Source organism: Sandarakinorhabdus sp. FBCC-B8862, assembly GCF_059745315.1.
The window spans coordinates 2,001,232-2,020,180 of record NZ_CM185574.1 but is presented as its reverse complement, the minus strand read 5'-3'; the positions used below and the strand labels follow the sequence as shown (position 1 = coordinate 2,020,180).

Genomic DNA, 18,949 nt, shown 5'->3' with positions numbered 1-18,949 from the left:
GGGGATAGGCGGTGGCGAAGGCAAGGCTGATTCTGGTTCATGGGCGTGCTCAGCAGGGCAAGTCGGAGCAGGCGCTAATCGAGGAGTGGATGACGCCGCTCCGTGACGCCCTGGGTGCGCGGGCCACGTGTCTCGACGGCGTCGAGGTACGGGCGCCCTTCTACGGCGACAAGCTCATTGAGCTGCTTGCGCAGCTGGGTGAACCGGATCCTGACGACATCATCGTGCGGGGTCCGCAGCTCTACGACGCCGAGGCCGACTACCGCGCCTTCCTCGGTGCTTATCTCGATGAGGTTCGCGCCCAGGAAGGGGTGAGCGAGGAGCAGGTCGTCGCCGAGGCGGGGGTCGCCGCCTTTGAGCGCGGCCCGCAGAACTGGCCATGGGTACTTGCCATCATCAGGACCCTGGACAAGATCCCGGGCATTGATGGCGACATGATCGAGCGGGTGCTGCGCGACGTCTGGATATACCTGGAGCGTCACACCGTCCGGAAGGAAATCGACGCTATCGTGGCACCAGCGTTCGACACCGAGCTGCCCGTGGTCTGCGTTGCCCATTCGCTGGGTAGCGTGATCGCATACCACATACTCCGGGATCGCGGATATGGCGCCGTCGAGCACCTAACGACGCTCGGTTCGCCACTCGGACTGAAGATCTGCCGCGAGGCGCTTGCCCCTATCGTCCACCCTAAGGTGATCGGCAGCTGGTACAACGCGCGGGACAGGCGCGACGTCGTGGCGCTATACCCGCTGGACGCCAGTCACTTCCCAATTCAGCCGGCGGTGGCGAACTACGACGGCGTCTGGAACAGGACGTCAAACGCGCACGGGATCAGTGGCTACATCAACGATCATAGGGTCGTCGACGTGCTGCATCGGGCGCTCGTGGCCCTATGAGGGTGTTTGCCCGTCACACGAAGCCTTGTGCATCCCACCATCCCTGCCATCCCAAGCGTCCGTTTGACCACGCTCATGCGTACAGTCTCAGAGTCATCGGCCAATTCGTTGATTGGCAACTTTGGTCGGGTTCATCCTCGCCTAAGAAAGGGGAAATCACCAGCTACTGGCGCTCTGATGCGGTGCGACGGCTAAGCCTATTGCTCGATGCTGCTTGGGCCGAATCCCAACGCGATCCGAATTAGGCGATGCGATCGATCGGAAAACGCAGAAGACGTTTCCCGTGTGGCAGCGATCATAGCCGTTTTGATGCGCGAGTAGGCCTGCTTGGGGCGACATCATGATGACACTCAAATCCAACCAAACAGCATTGACACAGGTATGCTATTTCTCCCTGAACGCAGCGTTCCCGATCCGGGTTAATGGGCTGACAAGATAGGATAGCACCGAACGTTTGGGCCCCAGGACACTGACATTGGCTGTCATGCCCGGGACCAGCGGCAAGCAACCAAAGTCCTTCGTGGCAAAGCACTGGTTAGGCAATGTGATGCGCACCAGAAAGTAGGCCTCTCCCGTGCGCTGATCGGCCACTGCATCAGGCGCCACATTCTCCACCTTGCCCTTGAGTGCGCCATAGAGACTGTAATCGTAGGCCGTCACCTGCACACGAGCGGTCTGACCTTGACGCACGAACGCAACATCAGCGGGCGAAATTCGCGCCTCCAACAGAAGCTGGTCACTCGCCGGCACCAGTTCTACGAGCGGCGCACCAGGAGACACCGCCGACCCCACGGTTGACACCAGAAGGCGCGACACAACGCCAGCCACCGGTGCACGCACTTGGGTCCGCACCAGCCGGTCTGATAACGCGGGCTGCTGTCCATTGCGGCTGACCAACTCAGCCCTGGTTGTTGCAAGCGCCTCGGCCGCACGGTTGCGAAATCGCAGATCAACTGCAACTACACCACGGTCCGCCTCGATAAGCGCAGCTCGGGCCCGGTCTAGGGCAGCTTGTGCGGCACGGACGCCTGCTTCAGCCTGGAGACGCTGACTAGCCAACCGATCAAGCGTCAGCCGCGGTTCGGCACCCTGCTCCACCAGTGGGCGCATCACTGCTTCTTCGCGAAGTGCAAGGTGCAAGGCCTCTTGACGCTGCTGCAACTGGGCTTGGCCCTCGGTCACTCCGCGTTGGGCCTGTTCTTTCCGGGCAAAGGCCAAGCCGCGCTCGGCAGCAAGCGCCCGGGCGGTGCTCTGTGCTAGCGCATGTTCATTGGCCAGCAATTGCGGATTGCCACTGACGTCGTCCTGCCACGCAGTATCGCCTCGGGCCTCTGCTGCCAGGCGCGCGGCGCGGGCAGCCAACGCATCCACACTGGCCTGACCTGCCGCAGCATCAGAAGCGCGCAGAACCGGGTCGAGTTGCAAGAGTAGTTCGCCGGTGGCAACACGCTGACCTGGCTTCACTGCAATGCGGTTCAGTGTGCCGCCTTCCAGATTGGACAGGACCTGCAGTTGTGACGTTGGGATGATCCGACCGCTGCCGTTCACCACCACGTCCATCTGCGCCAGCGCCGCCCAGACCAGCATAATGCTGGTGAAACCAACGATTCCAAACAGCAGGAGGCTTGGGAAGTCGGCCTCCTTCAAGCGGAGAGCCGACATTCGATCAGGCAGGCTGATCACGACCCTCCTCCCTTCAGCTGCTTCAACACCTGATCCCGCGGGCCATCGAGCATGATGCGTCCGCCGGCCATCACCGCAACCCGGTCCACCAAGGCCAGCAGAGCCGGGCGATGGGTGATCAACAGCAATGTCCGTCCCTGGATCTCGCCGGCCAAGCGGCCAAGCAACTGCTGTTCCGATTGCGGATCCATCGCGCTCGTCGGCTCATCCAGCACAAGGATTGATGGCCGGCCGGCAAGGGCGCGCGCGATGGCGATGCCCTGCTTCTGCCCACCAGAAAGCCCCTCGCCCCGATCCGCCAGCTTCAGGTCAAAGCCGTTCTCGATGGCGCCCACGACATTATGCGTACCGGACAGCTTGGCGACACGGATCAGCTCCTCATCATCGATGGCCGGGTCATCGAGCGTGATGTTTTCGCGGACGGACCCGGAAAACAGCGTCACGTCCTGCAAGACAGTGCCAATGTTGCCTCTGATGTCATCAGGATGGAGCTGGCGCACATCGGCGCCATCGATCAACACTTGGCCTTCATCTGGTTGATATAGTCCGAGCACGAGCCGTGCGATCGAGGATTTGCCCGATCCCACCGGTCCAACAATGCCCACCCGTTCTCCCGGCTTCATCACAAGGTTCACGTTACGCAGGGCGCATTGGCCTTTGCCCGGATAGCGGAAGGTTACGTCCCTGAACGCGATCGCGCCCTCCAAACGTTGACGCCTCACGCTGGTATCGGTGCCGAACTCCGGCTCAGTGGCCATGAATTTATCCAATCGTCCGATAGCCGCGCGCGTCGCCGACAGGCGTGTCAGGAGGCCCGCAACCTGGCCAAGTGGGGCTACCGCCCGGCCAGACAGGATCGACGCGGCAATCAGTGCGCCAGAGGTCAATTCACCCCCTGTGATCAGAAACACGCCGTGGATCACCGTGCCGACATAGGCGATCGTCTGCGCGGACGCCGCGACATTGATTGCCACGGCCGACAACAGTCGGCTTGACAGCGCGCTGGCGGCATTGTCCGTCATCGCCCGATGCCAGCGCGTGGTCAGCATGGGAGCGGCCCTACCGACCTTTACGGTCTCCAGCCCCGACACGGTTTCAACAACTACGCCCTGCTTGGAAAAGCTCTGGCTCAGATTATCGCGCGCCAGGCGATCCAAAGCCGGTTGCACAGAGAGGCTGGTCATCACCACGAGCGGGATCATAAGAAGCGGCACCAGCACCAATGGTCCACCGATAGCGACAATGACTGCCAGGAACAAAAGGGTGAAAGGCAGGTCTACAAGTGCGATCAGGGTCGAAGACGCCAGGGTATCGCGGATGGTCTCCAGTTCGCGGAGCAGGCTGGCAAAGCCGCCGGCCGATTCCCGACGGTCGGCCATGCGCAAACCGATCAGCCGTTCGAACATGCGGTTGCCGAGGCTGGCATCCACGTCGCGCCCGGCCACATCCACAAACCAACCACGCAACACCCGCAACACGAAATCAAACAGAAGCACGACACCCATGCCGACTGAAAGTGCGATTAGGGATGCAGATGCTCCTGACGGAACGATGCGATTGTATACCACCATTGAAAAAAGCGAGGACGCCAGCGCAAAAACATTGGTGAACAGTGCTGCCAGCGCCGCCCGGCCGTAGGTGCCGCGATGATCAATTAGCGCCTCAGCCAGCCAAACCGGCAGGTATCTGGACAACAGGTCCTTCAATTTGGCCGCCCTGCGCCAGGGCCGTCCACCACAACAAGCAGGCTGCCCCGCCGCGCCAGGATCAGCCAGCGCGCGACATCAAGGCGGATTTCGGCATCGGCCAAGGCCAGGCCCGACTCCAATGCGTCGCGCTCAGCCGCCAATAAATCGAACAGAGTGCCCCGCGCTGCAGCAAAACGAACTCCAAACAGATGACGTGCCTGAAAGGCGGCCAGGGCAGCGCGGCGCTGTGCAGGCAGACTGGCCTCACGCGCCGCCAGATCGGCTTCGGCCTCGACCAGTTCACGAGCATTCTCGGCAACCAGTCGCTTGGCTGCAAAGTCCGCCTGCCGCGCTTGGGCCGACAGTTCAGAAATTCGTGCCCCGTCTCCGCCTCCCAGCGAGAATCGGGTGGAGAGCGACAAGGTCGCCCGCACATCATAGTCGGGGCGACCGGTACCCGTGAGGTCGAAGGCGGAGCCGGCAACACGGAGTTCCATGCGCGGCAACCGATCGGATCTGGCTGCGCGTGCCGAAGCGAACCTTGCCTTGGCTTCGGCTTGCGCTGCGCGCACATCTGGCCGCACGACCACGCTGCCATCATCGGGCGGGGGCAAGGCGCGCGCTGGTGTTGGCGGCGATGCTCCCCACAACTCTACCAGGCGCGCAGCCGCCACCTCTGTCCGCCGCACCGCCTCGGCCAGCTGGGCCTCGGCATGGGCCGCGCTGACTTCAGCCCGCGCACGATCGGCCTGACTCTCCACGCCAGCATCCGTACGACTGGCCACCAATCGGGCCAGTTGGTTCAGCCTGGCGGCATGGTTCCTGGTAAGATCCAGCGCATGTTTCGCGGCAATGGTTTCGTGCCATGCGGCGATCAGGGCAACCATGCCATCGATGCGGGCAAGCTCATAACGGGCGCGGGCACTGTCAGCCGCCGCTTGGTACGAACGGATCCGCGCCGACGTCGCCCCCCAATCAAGCAGAAGCTGGGTCACGGATCCGATGGCATCGGTGCGCTGACGCGGCACCAGACTTTCAAACCTGGTGGATTGGCGCTGGAAGTTTCGGGCCAATGTATCGGCGCTGTTCACATCCACGCTCAGCAGTGGAAACAATCGACTGCGCGTCTGACGGGTTTGCGCATCAGCTGCTGCCAGACCTTCCCGCCCTTCATTCACAAACGGCAATGCATCCGCGGCTGCCCGCAACTGGGCCGGGAAATCCAACACTGGCCTCTCATTTACCCTGGACAGCCATGCGATATCGTCTGGCTGCAACTCTGCCAAATAACTCCCAGTGCTACCCGGCAACGAAACTGCAACTGCAACTGCCAAAGACGCTTTCATTCTCTCTCTCGAGCATGCGTTGCAATCGACCTCGTCGTGTGTCTGGTTGCTAAATCGACCAAGCGGTAACAATCTGGCGCTTCAAAGCTGGCATTGCATCTGACCTGAGTCCTTATACAAGCCCAAGTTAACGCCAATTTAGACGTATCAGGGTGTCAGAAACGACCATTTGGCCTTTTGCAAATCGCGGTTTCGGATTGACCGCCGAACACTGCGCGGTTCAGGGCCACGCTTCAGACTCGTGACAAGATTGATCGTCACCAATGGTTCGCGGTGGCTTCCGTACTCATCCCTGACCCGTGCGTTTTCCTACAGGGCAATGGTCAGTTATCGTGTGTTGGATGGCTGATCAAAGCACTAGCGTCCCTAGAAGAGGGAGACCTCGCACCCATTTCTTGCCTGGAGAGGCGAAGCGTGCAGCCAATGCCCGTCAACGTCACGCAATGCAGCAGGAAGGCTTTGTTCAGCGTTCGGTTTGGCTTCCGCGAGAGCTGTGGGACGTTTTGCGGGCGCTGCGACGTCCAAATGAGTCGTCTGATGCCGATACACTGGAAAGATTACTGCGTGAGGCGAAGCCATGAAGGATTTTAGAATTAATCGCCCAATCAAAACGCTCTTCAGCATATAGGCAAAGACCAGAAAATAAGCAATCGTCTTCAAATCTGGCAATTTTCTCATGTACGCCGCCAGACAGATTTATCCTATGAAAATATCACTCTGCGATATTTGCGTCGATAAAGAGAACGACGCAAGCACAACTGGGCTTAACGCACCGGTTCCATCAGGATCAAACAACAACGTCCGTGTGTTTTGATCATAGATCACCCGGTGGCTGTCATTGGTAGCCCTTGCTCCAACTGTGAAGATCGATGGATCCAACAGCCCAGGACGCACATTTGCGTCTGGAAACATCGAAGCACTGAGCACGATCCTGTCCGTGCCACTTACAAAGCCAGAAATCTGATCGCCTCCATCGGCGACGGACGCATACATGAACGAGTCCCGGCCATTGCCGCCGATCAACGTGTCGCGTCCGGTGCCTCCAATCAGAATGTCATCGCCGTCGCCCCCGGTTATGCGGTCATCACCTCCTCCTCCGTGAAGAAGGTTGTTACCAGCATTGCCGGTAATGACATTTCTGAGGTCATTACCGTAGACGAACAGATCTGCGGTGCCGGTCAGAGTGCCCTGCTCGACGAACGCAGGCATGGTGAATGACACACAGCCAATGATACGGTCGTCTCCACCAATGTCCTGACCATCGGCTTCAAACTCGATGACGAGATCATCAACATCGTCAACATAATACATGTCGTTGCCTGCGCCACCGCGCATGACGTCTGCGCCGGAATTCCCGTCAAGACGATCATCACCATTGCCGCCAACCAGCGTGTCACTGCCGCTGCCTCCGGCCAAGATGTCATCGCCATCGCCGCCAAGGAGCTGGTCATTGCCGTTGCCGCCAGACAGGCGGTCATTGCCATGTCCGCCATTGATCTCGTCGTTTCCATTGCCGCCGGTCAGTCGATCATCCCCATTGCCACCGTCTGCAACCCACCGAAGCGGGCCAGAATAGCTGGCAGTGTCAGCGCCAGCGGTGCCAAAATAGTAGACAGTCGTTGGTGTTGCGCCGCTGACGGAAATCTCAAATGACCGGTCCAGAGCAAGACCGCCGGCATCTTCGACCCTGGCGCCAAACACGACGATTGGCGCGTCGAACGACTGGAGACGCGCACTGTCCGAGACAAACACGCGTCCCGTCGAACGGTCGACGGCGAAAAAGCTGTTGGCTGGCGCCACAGCACTATACGTCAGCACGCTACCGGCATCCTGGTCAGCGCCAGTCAGCCATCCGATCGTTGTCCCCGGCGCGGCGTTGCGATCCACAAGCAGTGACGAAGCAACCAGGCTGTGGGGAGCCTCGTTCACGTTCAAGACTGTCACAGAGACGGTTGAGGTTGTGGTCGCACCAAGTGCGTCCCTCACCCCAACATTCAGCACGTAGACGTTGTCCTGATCGCTGTCGGCCGGCGCTTCGAAGTTGGGAGCGGAAAGGAAGCGTACCTGCCCGGTAGCAGCATTGACAGCAAAATGGCCTGCATCCGGGCCACCCGTAATGGTATAGGTCAGGCCACTCCCCTCGCCGCTCTTGTCGTCGCTGGCGTTGAGGTCGATGACGTCGAGATTGTTCTCGTTCACTGTCACCGTATGAGTGGCAGCGATCTGCGGTGCCCTGTTTGCAGTGACAACCCGGGATTGGATCGGAGCGAACTCATACAAGAAGGGATCGGCGAGAGCGGCGCCTCCAGTGGGCTGCAAAGCCTCCAAGCGCCCGGCATCCCGCAAGGTGCTGCCGCCAAAGCCTGTCAGGCTCAGTCCGCCTGGCCCGTCCTTCAGGAGGTCTTCCGGCGTTCGCCCCAGAAAGAGCGTGAAATCGCCAACGATGTCCTGGTCAAAGTTGAGGCGGACAGCATTGCGCGCGACGATCTCGGCTGATGCGATAGCAAAGGTGGCAGGCTTTGAGCCGTTTGCACCATAGGCGAAAAAGCCCATGTTCGAAGGCGGGAGCATGAGGTTAGCCGCTACATATCTGGACGTATCGTTCACCAGCTGGGTATCGACACCGGAGAAGGTGACAAGCAGGGTTCGTGTATCAAGCTGTTCGATGGTGTCGAACAGAATTGGCGCATTCTCCTGCCCATTCAGCATGGAAAAGATATTTCTGCCGATCCGCTGACCCATCAGGAAATACCCTTCCGGGTTCAGGTGCGTGTAGTCGCCATTGACGCGAGATGGATAGCGCGCCTGAAACTCGAATTCCGATGCGCCGAAAGCGACGTCTTCCCGCTCGAGGATAACCTGCAGCTGATCGAGCGAAACACTCTTCCCTCCATATCCGCGGGTCTGGCTGACAAGGGTTGCTACCTTGACGTCGCGGCCAAAGACGGCATCGGCCATTGAATTGACGTTGTCGATCAGTTCTGTGAGATATTGGTCATATTTCAATGAGTTATCCGACTGCCCTTGCACCCAGTTAAAGACGATGGTCGGAGAAATTTCGTACCCCTCATCGCGGGCATGTTCCACGGCGAGCTGCAACTGCGCGCGCAGGTTGTCCATGTACACCAACGGCCCTGTCCGCATGGATTCGAACGTGAACCCGTCTTGGGTCCTCTGGTAGAAATTGAAGCTCTCCTGATCCACAGGAATGGCAAATATGTCGCCGGCAGTGGTCGATGACAAAGCGGAGGGAAGGTCCTGGAATATCGAGGACCGCAGCGTCATGAGTTCAAGAATGGATCGACCGCCTGCGCCGGCATTGATGTGCAGCAGCGTTGGTGCAACCAGGCCCGCTTCCTGATAGGCTACCCGAAGGGCAGACATCATACCGGTGACATGCGTTTCGCTACCGCTCTCCTGGAGCGCGGTGAACCCTTCAAATTGCGTCAGATTCACAGGTGCCGTGCCCCAGCCTGTAGCGGGGTTGTGTCCAGCGCCGAAGTCGAGGGCCAGAATGCCTTCGGAGTCGAAGGGCTTGGTTGAAACGACACGTCTGGATGCATTGGATGTCGAGCCAACGGACAGTGATTGGCCCAGCGTAAGGACGATCTGAATGGTTCGAGCTGACACTGTCTTCGACTCCAATGCCGTATGTGGCTTCAGCCATAACGAACCCGGGTCGAAGATGTTTAAGAGTCATCTCCGCCTTTCCTCCAATACGGAGGTCACGTATTTCAATCGCAGTTGATAACTAAATTGCCAGCATCATGATCCAATCCATGTTATTGGCCAAACGTGTGTTGAGTTTATGCGCAGGAGACTCGCAGCTTCGCACAAATGAGACCCCGACGTTGTAACGTCATCAACCAGGATAACCGGTTGACTGATCTTCTCCATCAAGTTCATCTTAGGTCTTTTAATATTTCGACGAGGATGAGAGGAGCACCTTGCCACCTCGATCGGCGCAAATGCATTTATGACTGGAATGTCGAGTATGCGGGCCATACGGGTGGCAAGTCGGGACGCAAGACAACCTGCCCCTGAGCTGCCACATGGTACGGGCACGATGACACAATTTCTCGTATCGCCGTAGACGGTCCGAACTGCGTCAACCATTTCCTCTGCGACCGCCGTTACAAACGAGTCTGGAATGTCTGCCTTGAGAGCCTTCAGCGCGCTGATTTGGTACGCCTTAATCGGAGCACGCCATTTTCGCAGGCTTATGTAACTGACGTCGCCCCTTCGATTGAGCCTCTGACCTGCGACGAGTGTTTCCAGAAGAAAGCGGCTAACCGGGCCAGGACCCTCATCACTCCATCCTGTGCTGTCAGGAGAGGTCTCTCTAACCTCATTGACGCCAAGGCTTTCCATCAAACCAAAAGCGTGATCACCATTATGAACGGACAGTATAGCAAATTTTCCAGCGCTTGAGAATTGCAAAGGAAATATGTCTAGATAGGAAAACTTGCTCTCATTTTGAGCAATTTCTATCAATCGAGACGGAATATTTGTCCTCCAACTTTCCTCTAGATAATTCACTATATTAGGCATAAGATTTACAATTCCTGAATTTGTATGTATACCGCTCTCAGACAGAATCGATAATTTTCCTGATTTGACAAAATTTTGTGATTTTGCGATTAATCTCAGATCTTCATTGACTATGCATACAGCCAGATTCAAATTGCTTATTCCAGCCTGAAGCACAGCCTCGACAATTGCGTTAGGGTCTATAGCGCCCACAGCGCGCTCCAGTTGAGCGCTCAACCAGACGAGGTCACTTATGAGTTCTGCGCAGTTCCGAATTATTCCGAGAACTTTGCCGCGGCTTATGTGAGATACCGTGTCGGCACATGAAAGTACAAGACGCCCTCCATCTGGCAAAGGTGTTCGCATACGAATTGGTACACTGGCGCCGTAGCACCAAGATCTTGCGAATGGAGCTATAGTTACCTCAGAAAGGCGAGCGTCATTTTGCAGGTCGTCGATCTCAAGTTCCTGATCAAACAGATCGTAGGAAACTTTGCTAATTGGAAATCGGTCCCGATAGTGAGTAATGGGCACGCCGTGGGTGGATAAGAGTTCATAGCATTCTGGGTGGCATATGCCCAAAACCATGCACGAAACGTTCGCATCGTCAGCCGCGTTACGGAGTATTCGATCAATTATGGACCGCATCGGTCCATTTCGTAACCTTGCTGCAAAGGAATTATTTTGATCCGCAGATAGCAAATTGCTTTTCAGAACGGTTTCAGGCATAGGTCGTAAGCCACCCCACAAGCCAAACGACCCTAATTTCCCGCCGTCCATCAGTTTTCAACATGGGATGGATGCACGTCAAGTTACAATCAACAAATACGTTCACATTGCCAACTTCGTCGGCTCGAACGGAGATAGAGGCCACACTGTGGTTGTCGCGCTGATCAACCACTCGCCATGCTTGTCCAATTGTCTTGGATCCTGATAACGCCTCGGTCAGGCTGCTCCGCTTGCAGACCTGGAGCAGGCAGCAGCACAAAGCTCGCCGGGTGTGAGAGCAAGGTACCCAGCATTGATTGCTTGGACTGACCGTCTCTCGATCGCATGGCCAACACTACATAGACAGGGAGGTGCCGCAGCATAAGCTGAGGCACCTCCCCTCACACCTGGCTACACCTTTCTCTCAAAATCGGAACCCGATGCTGCCCAACATCTGGTGCCGGTTGAAACCGGCATCCACACCAAAGCCGAGGTCGGTCTTGTCATAAGACGTGTAGCGATACTCGGCCTTGGCGAACATCTTGCCGAACGACTGTTCAACGCCAGCCCCGATGCGGATGCCGCCGCCATTGTCGCTGACGCGGTCATTGTTGGCGGCGTTGGTGAAGTCGACATAGGTCGCTGAGATGCGGCCGTTGGCATAGCCGGCGACGCCATAGATGAGCAGGCTGGACGAAGCCTTTACGCCAACTCGCGCCAGAAGTTCGAAGTCACGACCAGCCTTCAGGCAGGCTTCGTCATTGCCGAAGACAGCGTCGCACACCTTGGCAGTGGAGCCATGGGCACCGATCTGCAGACCGGCAATCGCCTTGCCACCGATGGCAAAATCATGACCGGCTGCCAGCCCATAGGCGAACCCGCTGCGGCTTGCAGATGCATTGGCGCCATTGCCCGAAACGACGAGTTGGACACTATCAAAGCCGCCACGCGCTTCCACCCACGGGCCAGTGAACTCGCCGGCAGAGGCCGAGGCCCCGGCGAGCAGAGACGCGGCTGCGATCATGAACTTGTGCATTTGTTTGGTCTCCAGTTGCGTGAGTCCGACGGAACGATTCGCCGCCGAATGCGCAGCAATTAGAGAACCGCTGTACCAGTCCGGGACATGCTGGATTGGAACATCCATTGAACATCAAGGACATCTGCTTTGGCATGACTTGACCGTGTCCCCGTTTGGCATGCTCAAAGCGTGAACAAGCCGTGACAGAGGCAAGCAACTGCTTGCGAGCTTCCATGCCTTGTTTCACAGCACCGCTTCAGTTGTGAGGGCGTGCATGTCACTGCGTTATGGTCGTGCCGACCGGTTGATCCAGCTTGCACTTGAAATGCAGGCAGCTCGTGGCGGGATGACCCTGTCTGACATCGAGACACGCTTCCAGGTGAGCCGGCGCACCGCGATCCGGATGAGAGATGCCGTGATTGCGGCCTTCCCACAGGCCGATGAGGTGCCTTCGAATGATCGGGCGAAGCGTTGGCGGCTTTCGGGCGGCGCCGCGCAGCCGCTGGGCAGCATCACCGCCGATGACCTGGCATCGCTGGAAAATGCCGCTGCCATCCTCGTCCGCGAGAACCTGCTGGATCAGGCGGAGGAGCTTCGCGGCGTGGCGTCCAAGATCCGTGCAAGCCTTGCCGCCGACCTCCTGCGGCGGCTCGATCCCGACCTTGGCGCGCTGGCGGAAGCTGAGGGCATCGCGATGCGACCTGGCCCGCGACCGGCCATTGCCGCATCGCTGTTCGCCACCTTGCGCACCGCGATCAAGTCCTGCCGGAAGGTTTCCTTTGCCTATGCCGGGCGCATGAACGGCAAGGACGAAGTCCGAACTGTTCGGCCTCTCGGCTTTCTCTATGGCCATCGCCACTACCTGGTGGCCTTGAAGGATGAGAACCCGGACCAGGGCGTGCGCTTCTTTGCCTTGCCACAGATCTCCAGATTGAAGCTGCTGACGGAGAGCTTCGAACGCGATCCGGACTTCAATCTGGCCGACTTTGTGGCCCCCTCGTTCGGCGTATTCGAGGAGCCTCCGGTAGATGTGGTGTGGCGGTTCAGCGCCGAGGCAGCACCGATAGCCCGACAATTCCAGTTCCACCCAAGCCAAACGATAGAGACCAGCGAAGATGGCTGCCTTATCGTGCGCTTTCACGCCGGCGGCCTGCTCGAAATGGCCTGGCATCTGATGACGTGGGGGCGACACGTCGAGGTGTTGGAACCGCAGGCCCTGCGGGATCTACTCCCGGAAACCATGCCGGACTGGCCTGCCCTGCCCTGATCCGTTCAACCATGACCCGCTTTGGCATGGTGTTGCGATAGGGCTGATATGGACATCCACAGGAGACACAGTTGCCCGACACGATCCCATCGATCAGCCTGTCCTACAGCGCCACGCGCAAGGTCTTTGCCGCGCTGGCCTTTGCTGCCCACAAGCACCGCGACCAGCGCCGCAAGGATGCCGGGGCATCCCCCTACATCAACCATCCGATCGCCCTCGCGAATCTGCTGGTGAGCGAGGGTGGCATCACCGACCACGTCGTGCTGTGCGCGGCCATCCTCCACGACACCATCGAGGATACCGAGACCAGTTACGCCGAGTTGGTGGAGGCTTTCGGTCGGGAAATCGCCGACGTGGTCGCAGAGGTGACCGACGACAAGTCGCTGCCCAAGGCCGAGCGCAAGCAACTGCAGGTTCTGCACGCGGCCCATGCGTCCCTTGAGGCCAAGTTGGTTAAGCTGGCTGACAAGACCTGCAATCTCTGCGACCTCGCCCAAACCCCACCCGCAGACTGGTCTGACGATCGACGGCGGGAGTATGTGGAATGGGCCAAGACGGTTGTGGCAGGCGTGCGCGGGATTAACGCCGGCCTCGAAGCAGCATTTGACCGTGCGTGTGCGGCGTTCGGGTCAATTTCCTGATCGAGTGAAAATAGGCCGGCACTGGCGCCTTGTCGCCAATGCCGGCCGTCTTTGACCCTGGATGTACTATCATGATGGCCGTTCAGATCGTCAAGCTATGGCAAGCGACCTGCAATAATGCAGGGGTCAAGCGAGGTGCCAGCGGCGGAAGTAGGCAGGACGGCCTTTACCCAGACGCTTCAGACGAGTGATTGAAGGCCGAGCACCCACTCCTGTACCGGGCGGGGCCGTCAAAATCCGGAGATCAACCGCATTCGAGACGATTTTCTGTCAGCGCGTTGTTAAGTTGCTCGTGCTTCGATAGCGTAGCTTTCGTTCAATTTTGAACAATCAAAGGAACAAGAATGTTAGATAAGGTCGCTTGCACTGTGTTGCTGTCAGTGGCTTCAAGTGCTGCCATGGCGCAAGCCGCCCAGCCTGCCGACAAGCCCGCCGAAGCAACGGCGGCATCACCTACTCCTGCTGTTACCGCGACCCCGCAGGCGGTTGCAGTCATTCAAAGCCCGAAGTCCGAAAACATCCTGCGCGCGGGAGCGGAGGTGCCACTGATCATGCGGGAGGAGCTAACCACCAAGAAGAAGAAGCTGCGCGTTGGCCAGCGCTTCCAGATGGAGGTTTCGTCAAGCGTCAGCGCCAATGGCGTTATTGTGATCCCGGGGGGCACCCCAGCGATCGGCGAGATCACCGAGGTGCGCAACAAGGGAATGTGGGGCAAGTCGGGGTACATCGGCGCACGGGTGATCTCGATGCGATTGGGCGATCGCACGGTCCGCTTGACCGGTTCATTTGACGACAAGGGCGTCACCGGCACAGGGGGCGTGGTCGCTGCAGTGGCACTCATCCCGATTGCGGGGTTCTTCACGACCGGTACCAGCGCCGTGATTCCGATGGGCGGCGCCGTGAAGGCGTTCCTGGATGAGGATCTCGCCTTTGATGTGGCAAGCGCAAAGCCCTGATTGCCATTCCGGCGACCGCTGCAAGGAGATGGCCATAGGGCCGTCTCCTTCCCGTCCGATGGGTCGACGCAGTTTGGTCCACTCTTGCATTGCAGGTGCCAAAGCGGGAGCATGAGCCATGCCCAAGGGTCATCGATATGAAGAACTTGGCCGACTGTTCCGCAAAGCCGGGTCGCACTATCTCTTCCTCGAGCGCGACGATGGCGGCGTATGGCGACTGGATGGCTCGCTGCGCGACAAAAGCCTGATCGGTGAGAGGGTTCGTGTGGTTGGTATCCGCTCTGATTTCGACCTGATCGACGTCGAATCCATTACCGCAGCCTGATGATGCCGACCGCCAAATGTCGCTAAACCCACCAGAACCAAGCCTGTCCGACTGGGAACTCTGGGCCTGCGCCAAGCAGCAGATTGATCAGCATGGCGCGGCGGCGCCGGAAATGGCCGCCATGCGTGCAGACGCGTTACTCGTTTCGGGGGACATGGCAGGTCATCGGACGTGGTTGCTAATCCTGTCGCGCATCCGTGAGATGCAAGGTCCGCGTCCAGATGAAACCCGGCACTGACCTTTCCTCCGCAATGAGGGTGTCTCTCCTGCGGCGGGCCATGACGCTCATGATGATGACCATGTTGGTCTGGGCACCACAGGCCTGGGCCGAAACGCTCACCGGGAAAGTGGTGCGTGTGACCGACGGCGACACCATCACGCTCCTTGTCGACGGCCGGAGACAGTACAAAATTCGTCTCGGCGAGATCGATGCCCCCGAGGGTGGGCAACCGTTCGGCCGCGCCGCCAAGCGCATGTTGTCGGATCTTGTCTTTGGACGGACGATCAGGGCCCGTGTCACCGACATTGACCGCTACGGCAGGGCTGTGGCGGTGCTGACCGTGGATGGCACAAACATCAATGCCCAGATGGTGAAGGGTGGCGGTGCCTGGGCCTACAGACGATATCTGTCGGATCAACGATATCTCCGTTGGGAGGAAGAGGCCCGGCAGGCACGCCGCGGACTTTGGAGGCTCCAGCCCGATCAAGTCATGGCGCCATGGGACTGGCGGGCAGCGAAACGTCGGGGCGGGCCCGCACCGCTGACAACCGCTCCGCAGTCGGTCGCAGTGCAGTCGATAGGCCAACAAGGCCGTCAATGCGGAACCAAGCGGGTCTGCCGCCAGATGGGCTCATGCGAAGAAGCGCTGCATTTCCTCAACAGCTGCCAGGTCAGGAGCCTTGATGGTGACGGCGATGGGGTACCCTGCGAGAAGCTTTGCCGTTAGTCGGGCACCTTCGGTACTTCTTGATGCCCCGAGAACTGACCTCCTAACTTCATCCGGCGGGGATTAGAATCAGGCGATTGCTGTTGCGGATGGGGGTGATGGAAGCAATACCCCTGCGTATGCCGGGCAGCAAAGCTGTTAAGTTCATTGGCGTGCAGTTCGCCGGCCGGTTCGACAAGGAAGGGCTGGAACGTCGCGCCGCTCTGATTAGCGTTTTATCAAACTCAACGGCGGTGCCAGGGCCGCCGACCGGGCCTTCGCCGTCAACGACAGCCATGTGCTGGCGGATTTCGTGGCCCATGCGCCATCCCGTCTTGTAGGTCACCCCAAGCTGGCACTGAAGTTTCTTGGCGCTCACGCCTCGGCGTGTGGTGGTGAACAGGTGGATGGCATAGAACCACAGTTGCAGCGGGGTGCGCGTCTGCTCGAACGGGGTGCCCACGGTGGGGTGCAGGTGATGGCTGCACCGCTGGCAGCAATAAGCACGTTCGGCCTTTATGCGATTCCGGTTGGAAGTGCGCCCGCACTTTGAACAGGTGTGGCGTTGACCAAAGCGGACATTGAACAGGTGGTTCAGGCGGGATTCGTCTTCCGGCAACTGCTTGAAGAACTCGCTAGAAATGAGAGATTTCATCATGCCTCATCATATACAATGTCCGTTCTACGTATGCACGGGGCATACCCTCTCTTATAGAGCAGCGTTTCCAGTATTAGTAACCATCACATTATTGATTATTGTCTTAGCTACTCTGCTGTCGCATCCATATACATCCTTGTTGAATAGTACAGTTGCATCCCTTGCGCCCTGATCCATCCAATATTGCTTCAACCCTTCTTGAATAAATAATTTTAGCATATTCCCCATAAAATCTTCCTCTGGGGAGCCGTTAACTGATTTCTGTTGAAACTGAGCAAAAGCCGCCGCGATAGTAGAAAGACTTAGCACTTGAGAACCCAGGCGACCAATCAAAATTTTGCAGGACGGGTCTATGAATAAAGCCTCATTGCTGTCCAAGCTAGCTACCAATCCCTGTGTATAATACGCCAATGACAAAGGAGCGCCAATATTAGAAATATCCCTATTATACAAAGCCTTAATAAAATCAGGTCGAGAAAATTTGTTAGGGTCAAGTACACTTTTGGCCAATTCGGCCTCAGCCTGTCCAAGCAAATCGCCGGCTCCGTTATATCCTCCATTATACGCCTGACGGTACCAGGAGACAGCCTGTTCAAGGTCGTCCGCCATTCCGTCTGGTAGGCCCTTGCCGTAGTAGAATGCGTCTCCAAGTGCCTTCATTGCCGCCGGTGACCCGAGTTCAGCAGCTCGCGTCAAAGGCAGGAAGGCGTCGTTTGGCCGCCCCATAGCCCCTAGAGCCCGCGCTAACTGGAAGTTCATGCGACTCTCTACAGCGCTATCTTGCATCCTTCCCGAACCCAGCGCAGCTTGGCATGCTTCTAGGGCCCTCATTGGAATCATCTCGGCCTCAGGCACCCCAGGTGCGTTGCGTTGTGGATCAAAGGGGTCACTCGCCAAGCGGTCACAATCAGCAATGTGATCAATCGCGCGGACAACAGTCGCCTCAGTTCTGCCCGTCACTTCGGACGAAGGCTGCTCGTTTCTGCAGCCCGCCGTAACAATGCAACATACAATTATTAAAGAGACGGCCTTAGCATGACTGAAGGTTCGTGGTGACGAAAACATTCCAGTGCCCCTTGATCTATAATCGAGTATAAATGCACGGTATTCAATTTCTATCAACACCCCATAGGGAGTTTTGGGCCGATGCGGATCTCGACAATGTGGATGCCGTTGCTGATCCTGATCAGCATGCAGGTTTCAGCCCAAGAGTACGGGCGTGCGGGCCGCGAGCGCGCTGAACAGGAACGCCGTCGGTCCGCCGAGCAAGGCGAGCGTGCCCGAGTTGAGGCAACCCGTCGCGCCAATGATGCGGCCCGCGATGTAGCCCAACGTCAAGAGGCACAGAGGCAAGCCCAGCAGCGCGCAGCAGAGCTTCGACGGGTTGCCGAGCAACAGGCAGCACGGGACGCTGCGCGCCAACTCAACGCCGCAGGCGTTGTGCAATCGCAAGGCACCGGGTCAGGCGTTACTGGTAGGACAGTGTCTGGAGCCAGTGGAGCAGCAAGGGCGCGCACGCCAGGCTCTTGAATTGGTTAGCCATTTGTATGCAGTTTCCGGCTACCGATTGACCTGCTTCCCGTTTCCTGGACCGTTCTGGGCTGGAAGTTTCCAGTTTAGGGTGATGGCCGTGAGACGGAGGAAGCGATGAAGCGATCGAAGTTTTCGGAGGCGCAGATTGCCTTCGTGCTGAAGCATGCAGAGGCTGCACCGGAAATGGCCACCATGCGGGCTGAGGCGCATCTCGGAGTTGCAGGGGCCTCGGCCATGTGAAACCCGGCACTGATCTCCCATCCCAGATGAGGCTGGCTCTCATGCGTCTGGCATTCTCGCTGATGATGATCACCATGTTGGTCTGGGCTCCACAGGCATGGGCTGAAACGCTCACCGGGAAAGCTGTGCAGGTCACCGACGGCGATACGATCACCCTCCTCGTCGACGGCAGGAGACAGGACAATTCGTCTCGGCGAGATCGATGCCCCTGAGGGTGGGCAACCCTTCGGTCGCGCCGCCAAGCGCATGTTGTCAGATGTCGTATTTGGACGAACGATCAGGGCCCGGGTCACCGACATTGACCAATACGGCCAGGCTGTGGCGGTGCTGACCGTGGATGGCACAAACATGGTGACGGCGATGGCGTACCCTGCAAAAAGCTTTGCCGCTGATGTATAGCTCTACGAGGGATAGGCTGGCGGATCAAAGAATGCCACAATGAAGCTGTCGCTATTGTTTGAGGATGGCGCCTCAAATCCAAAAGAGGCCCCTCGCCAGCCGTCGATGTAGAACGTCATTCTTGCCTGCCCACCG

16 protein-coding genes are annotated in these 18,949 nt (G+C 58.3%); 7 read left to right on the top strand and 9 right to left on the bottom strand.

All coding sequences use genetic code 11. The annotated features are described in order from the left end of the window. Positions 1 to 11 precede the first annotated feature (11 nt). A complete protein-coding gene (locus AC6BOR_RS09820) occupies positions 12 to 896 on the top strand; it encodes a hypothetical protein (RefSeq protein ID WP_498058274.1) in 885 nt (294 codons plus the stop codon). Between the two features lie 384 nt (positions 897 to 1,280). On the opposite strand, the gene AC6BOR_RS09815 is transcribed toward AC6BOR_RS09820, so the two are convergent. The 6 genes from AC6BOR_RS09815 to AC6BOR_RS09790 all read right to left on the bottom strand — a co-directional run bounded on the left by AC6BOR_RS09815 (position 1,281) and on the right by AC6BOR_RS09790 (position 11,995). Beyond that, positions 1,281 to 2,579 carry an HlyD family type I secretion periplasmic adaptor subunit gene (locus tag AC6BOR_RS09815; protein WP_498058273.1) on the bottom strand — a complete coding sequence of 433 codons (1,299 nt, stop codon included), beginning with the start codon at positions 2,577 to 2,579 and terminating at the stop codon, positions 1,281 to 1,283. Further along, a complete protein-coding gene (locus AC6BOR_RS09810) occupies positions 2,576 to 4,285 on the bottom strand; it encodes a type I secretion system permease/ATPase (protein WP_498058272.1) in 1,710 nt (569 codons plus the stop codon). The genes AC6BOR_RS09815 and AC6BOR_RS09810 overlap by 4 nt, the downstream gene beginning before the upstream one ends. Continuing rightward, positions 4,282 to 5,496, bottom strand: a complete 1,215-nt coding sequence (locus AC6BOR_RS09805; RefSeq protein WP_498058271.1) for a TolC family protein — start codon at positions 5,494 to 5,496, stop codon at positions 4,282 to 4,284. The genes AC6BOR_RS09810 and AC6BOR_RS09805 overlap by 4 nt, the downstream gene beginning before the upstream one ends. An 813-nt stretch (positions 5,497 to 6,309) precedes the next feature. Further along, entirely contained in the window at positions 6,310 to 9,243 is a 2,934-nt protein-coding gene (locus AC6BOR_RS09800) for a cadherin domain-containing protein (RefSeq protein WP_498058270.1), read from the bottom strand. A 135-nt stretch (positions 9,244 to 9,378) separates the two neighbouring features. After that, on the bottom strand, positions 9,379 to 10,356 hold the full coding sequence (locus AC6BOR_RS09795; RefSeq protein ID WP_498058269.1) for a phosphoribosyltransferase: 978 nt from the start codon (positions 10,354 to 10,356) through the stop codon (positions 9,379 to 9,381). 919 nt (positions 10,357 to 11,275) lie between these two features. After that, the gene (locus AC6BOR_RS09790; protein ID WP_498058268.1) at positions 11,276 to 11,995 is read right to left on the bottom strand and encodes an outer membrane protein; all 720 of its coding nucleotides are present in this window, start codon (positions 11,993 to 11,995) and stop codon (positions 11,276 to 11,278) included. Between the two features lie 148 nt (positions 11,996 to 12,143). On the opposite strand from AC6BOR_RS09790, the gene AC6BOR_RS09785 reads away from it, so the two are divergent. The 5 genes from AC6BOR_RS09785 (at position 12,144) to AC6BOR_RS09765 (ending at position 16,005) form a co-directional block, all read left to right on the top strand. Continuing rightward, positions 12,144 to 13,136: a helix-turn-helix transcriptional regulator gene (locus AC6BOR_RS09785; protein WP_498058267.1), complete on the top strand. Its 993-nt coding sequence runs from the start codon at positions 12,144 to 12,146 to the stop codon at positions 13,134 to 13,136. Positions 13,137 to 13,207: 71 nt separating this feature from the next. Further along, positions 13,208 to 13,777: an HD domain-containing protein gene (locus tag AC6BOR_RS09780; RefSeq protein WP_498058266.1), complete on the top strand. Its 570-nt coding sequence runs from the start codon at positions 13,208 to 13,210 to the stop codon at positions 13,775 to 13,777. A 398-nt stretch (positions 13,778 to 14,175) separates the two neighbouring features. Beyond that, positions 14,176 to 14,733: a hypothetical protein gene (locus tag AC6BOR_RS09775; RefSeq protein ID WP_498058265.1), complete on the top strand. Its 558-nt coding sequence runs from the start codon at positions 14,176 to 14,178 to the stop codon at positions 14,731 to 14,733. Between the two features lie 118 nt (positions 14,734 to 14,851). Then, positions 14,852 to 15,058: a DUF5818 domain-containing protein gene (locus AC6BOR_RS09770; protein WP_498058264.1), complete on the top strand. Its 207-nt coding sequence runs from the start codon at positions 14,852 to 14,854 to the stop codon at positions 15,056 to 15,058. 278 nt (positions 15,059 to 15,336) lie between these two features. Then, the gene (locus tag AC6BOR_RS09765; protein WP_498058263.1) at positions 15,337 to 16,005 is read left to right on the top strand and encodes a thermonuclease family protein; all 669 of its coding nucleotides are present in this window, start codon (positions 15,337 to 15,339) and stop codon (positions 16,003 to 16,005) included. A gap of 49 nt (positions 16,006 to 16,054) precedes the next feature. On the opposite strand, the gene AC6BOR_RS09760 is transcribed toward AC6BOR_RS09765, so the two are convergent. From AC6BOR_RS09760 to AC6BOR_RS09750, 3 genes are all read right to left on the bottom strand, one after another. Then, complete coding sequence (locus AC6BOR_RS09760) at positions 16,055 to 16,642, bottom strand: transposase (RefSeq protein ID WP_498058262.1); 588 nt, start codon at positions 16,640 to 16,642, stop codon at positions 16,055 to 16,057. A 51-nt stretch (positions 16,643 to 16,693) separates the two neighbouring features. Then, a complete protein-coding gene (locus tag AC6BOR_RS09755; protein ID WP_498058261.1) occupies positions 16,694 to 17,302 on the bottom strand; it encodes a hypothetical protein in 609 nt (202 codons plus the stop codon). Between the two features lie 540 nt (positions 17,303 to 17,842). Further along, complete coding sequence (locus AC6BOR_RS09750) at positions 17,843 to 18,088, bottom strand: hypothetical protein (RefSeq protein WP_498058260.1); 246 nt, start codon at positions 18,086 to 18,088, stop codon at positions 17,843 to 17,845. Between the two features lie 429 nt (positions 18,089 to 18,517). Between AC6BOR_RS09750 and AC6BOR_RS09745 the strand changes: the two genes are divergently transcribed. Then, positions 18,518 to 18,814 (top strand): thermonuclease family protein, encoded by a 297-nt coding sequence (locus AC6BOR_RS09745; RefSeq protein WP_498060645.1) that lies wholly within the window; start codon positions 18,518 to 18,520, stop codon positions 18,812 to 18,814. Positions 18,815 to 18,949 lie beyond the last annotated feature (135 nt).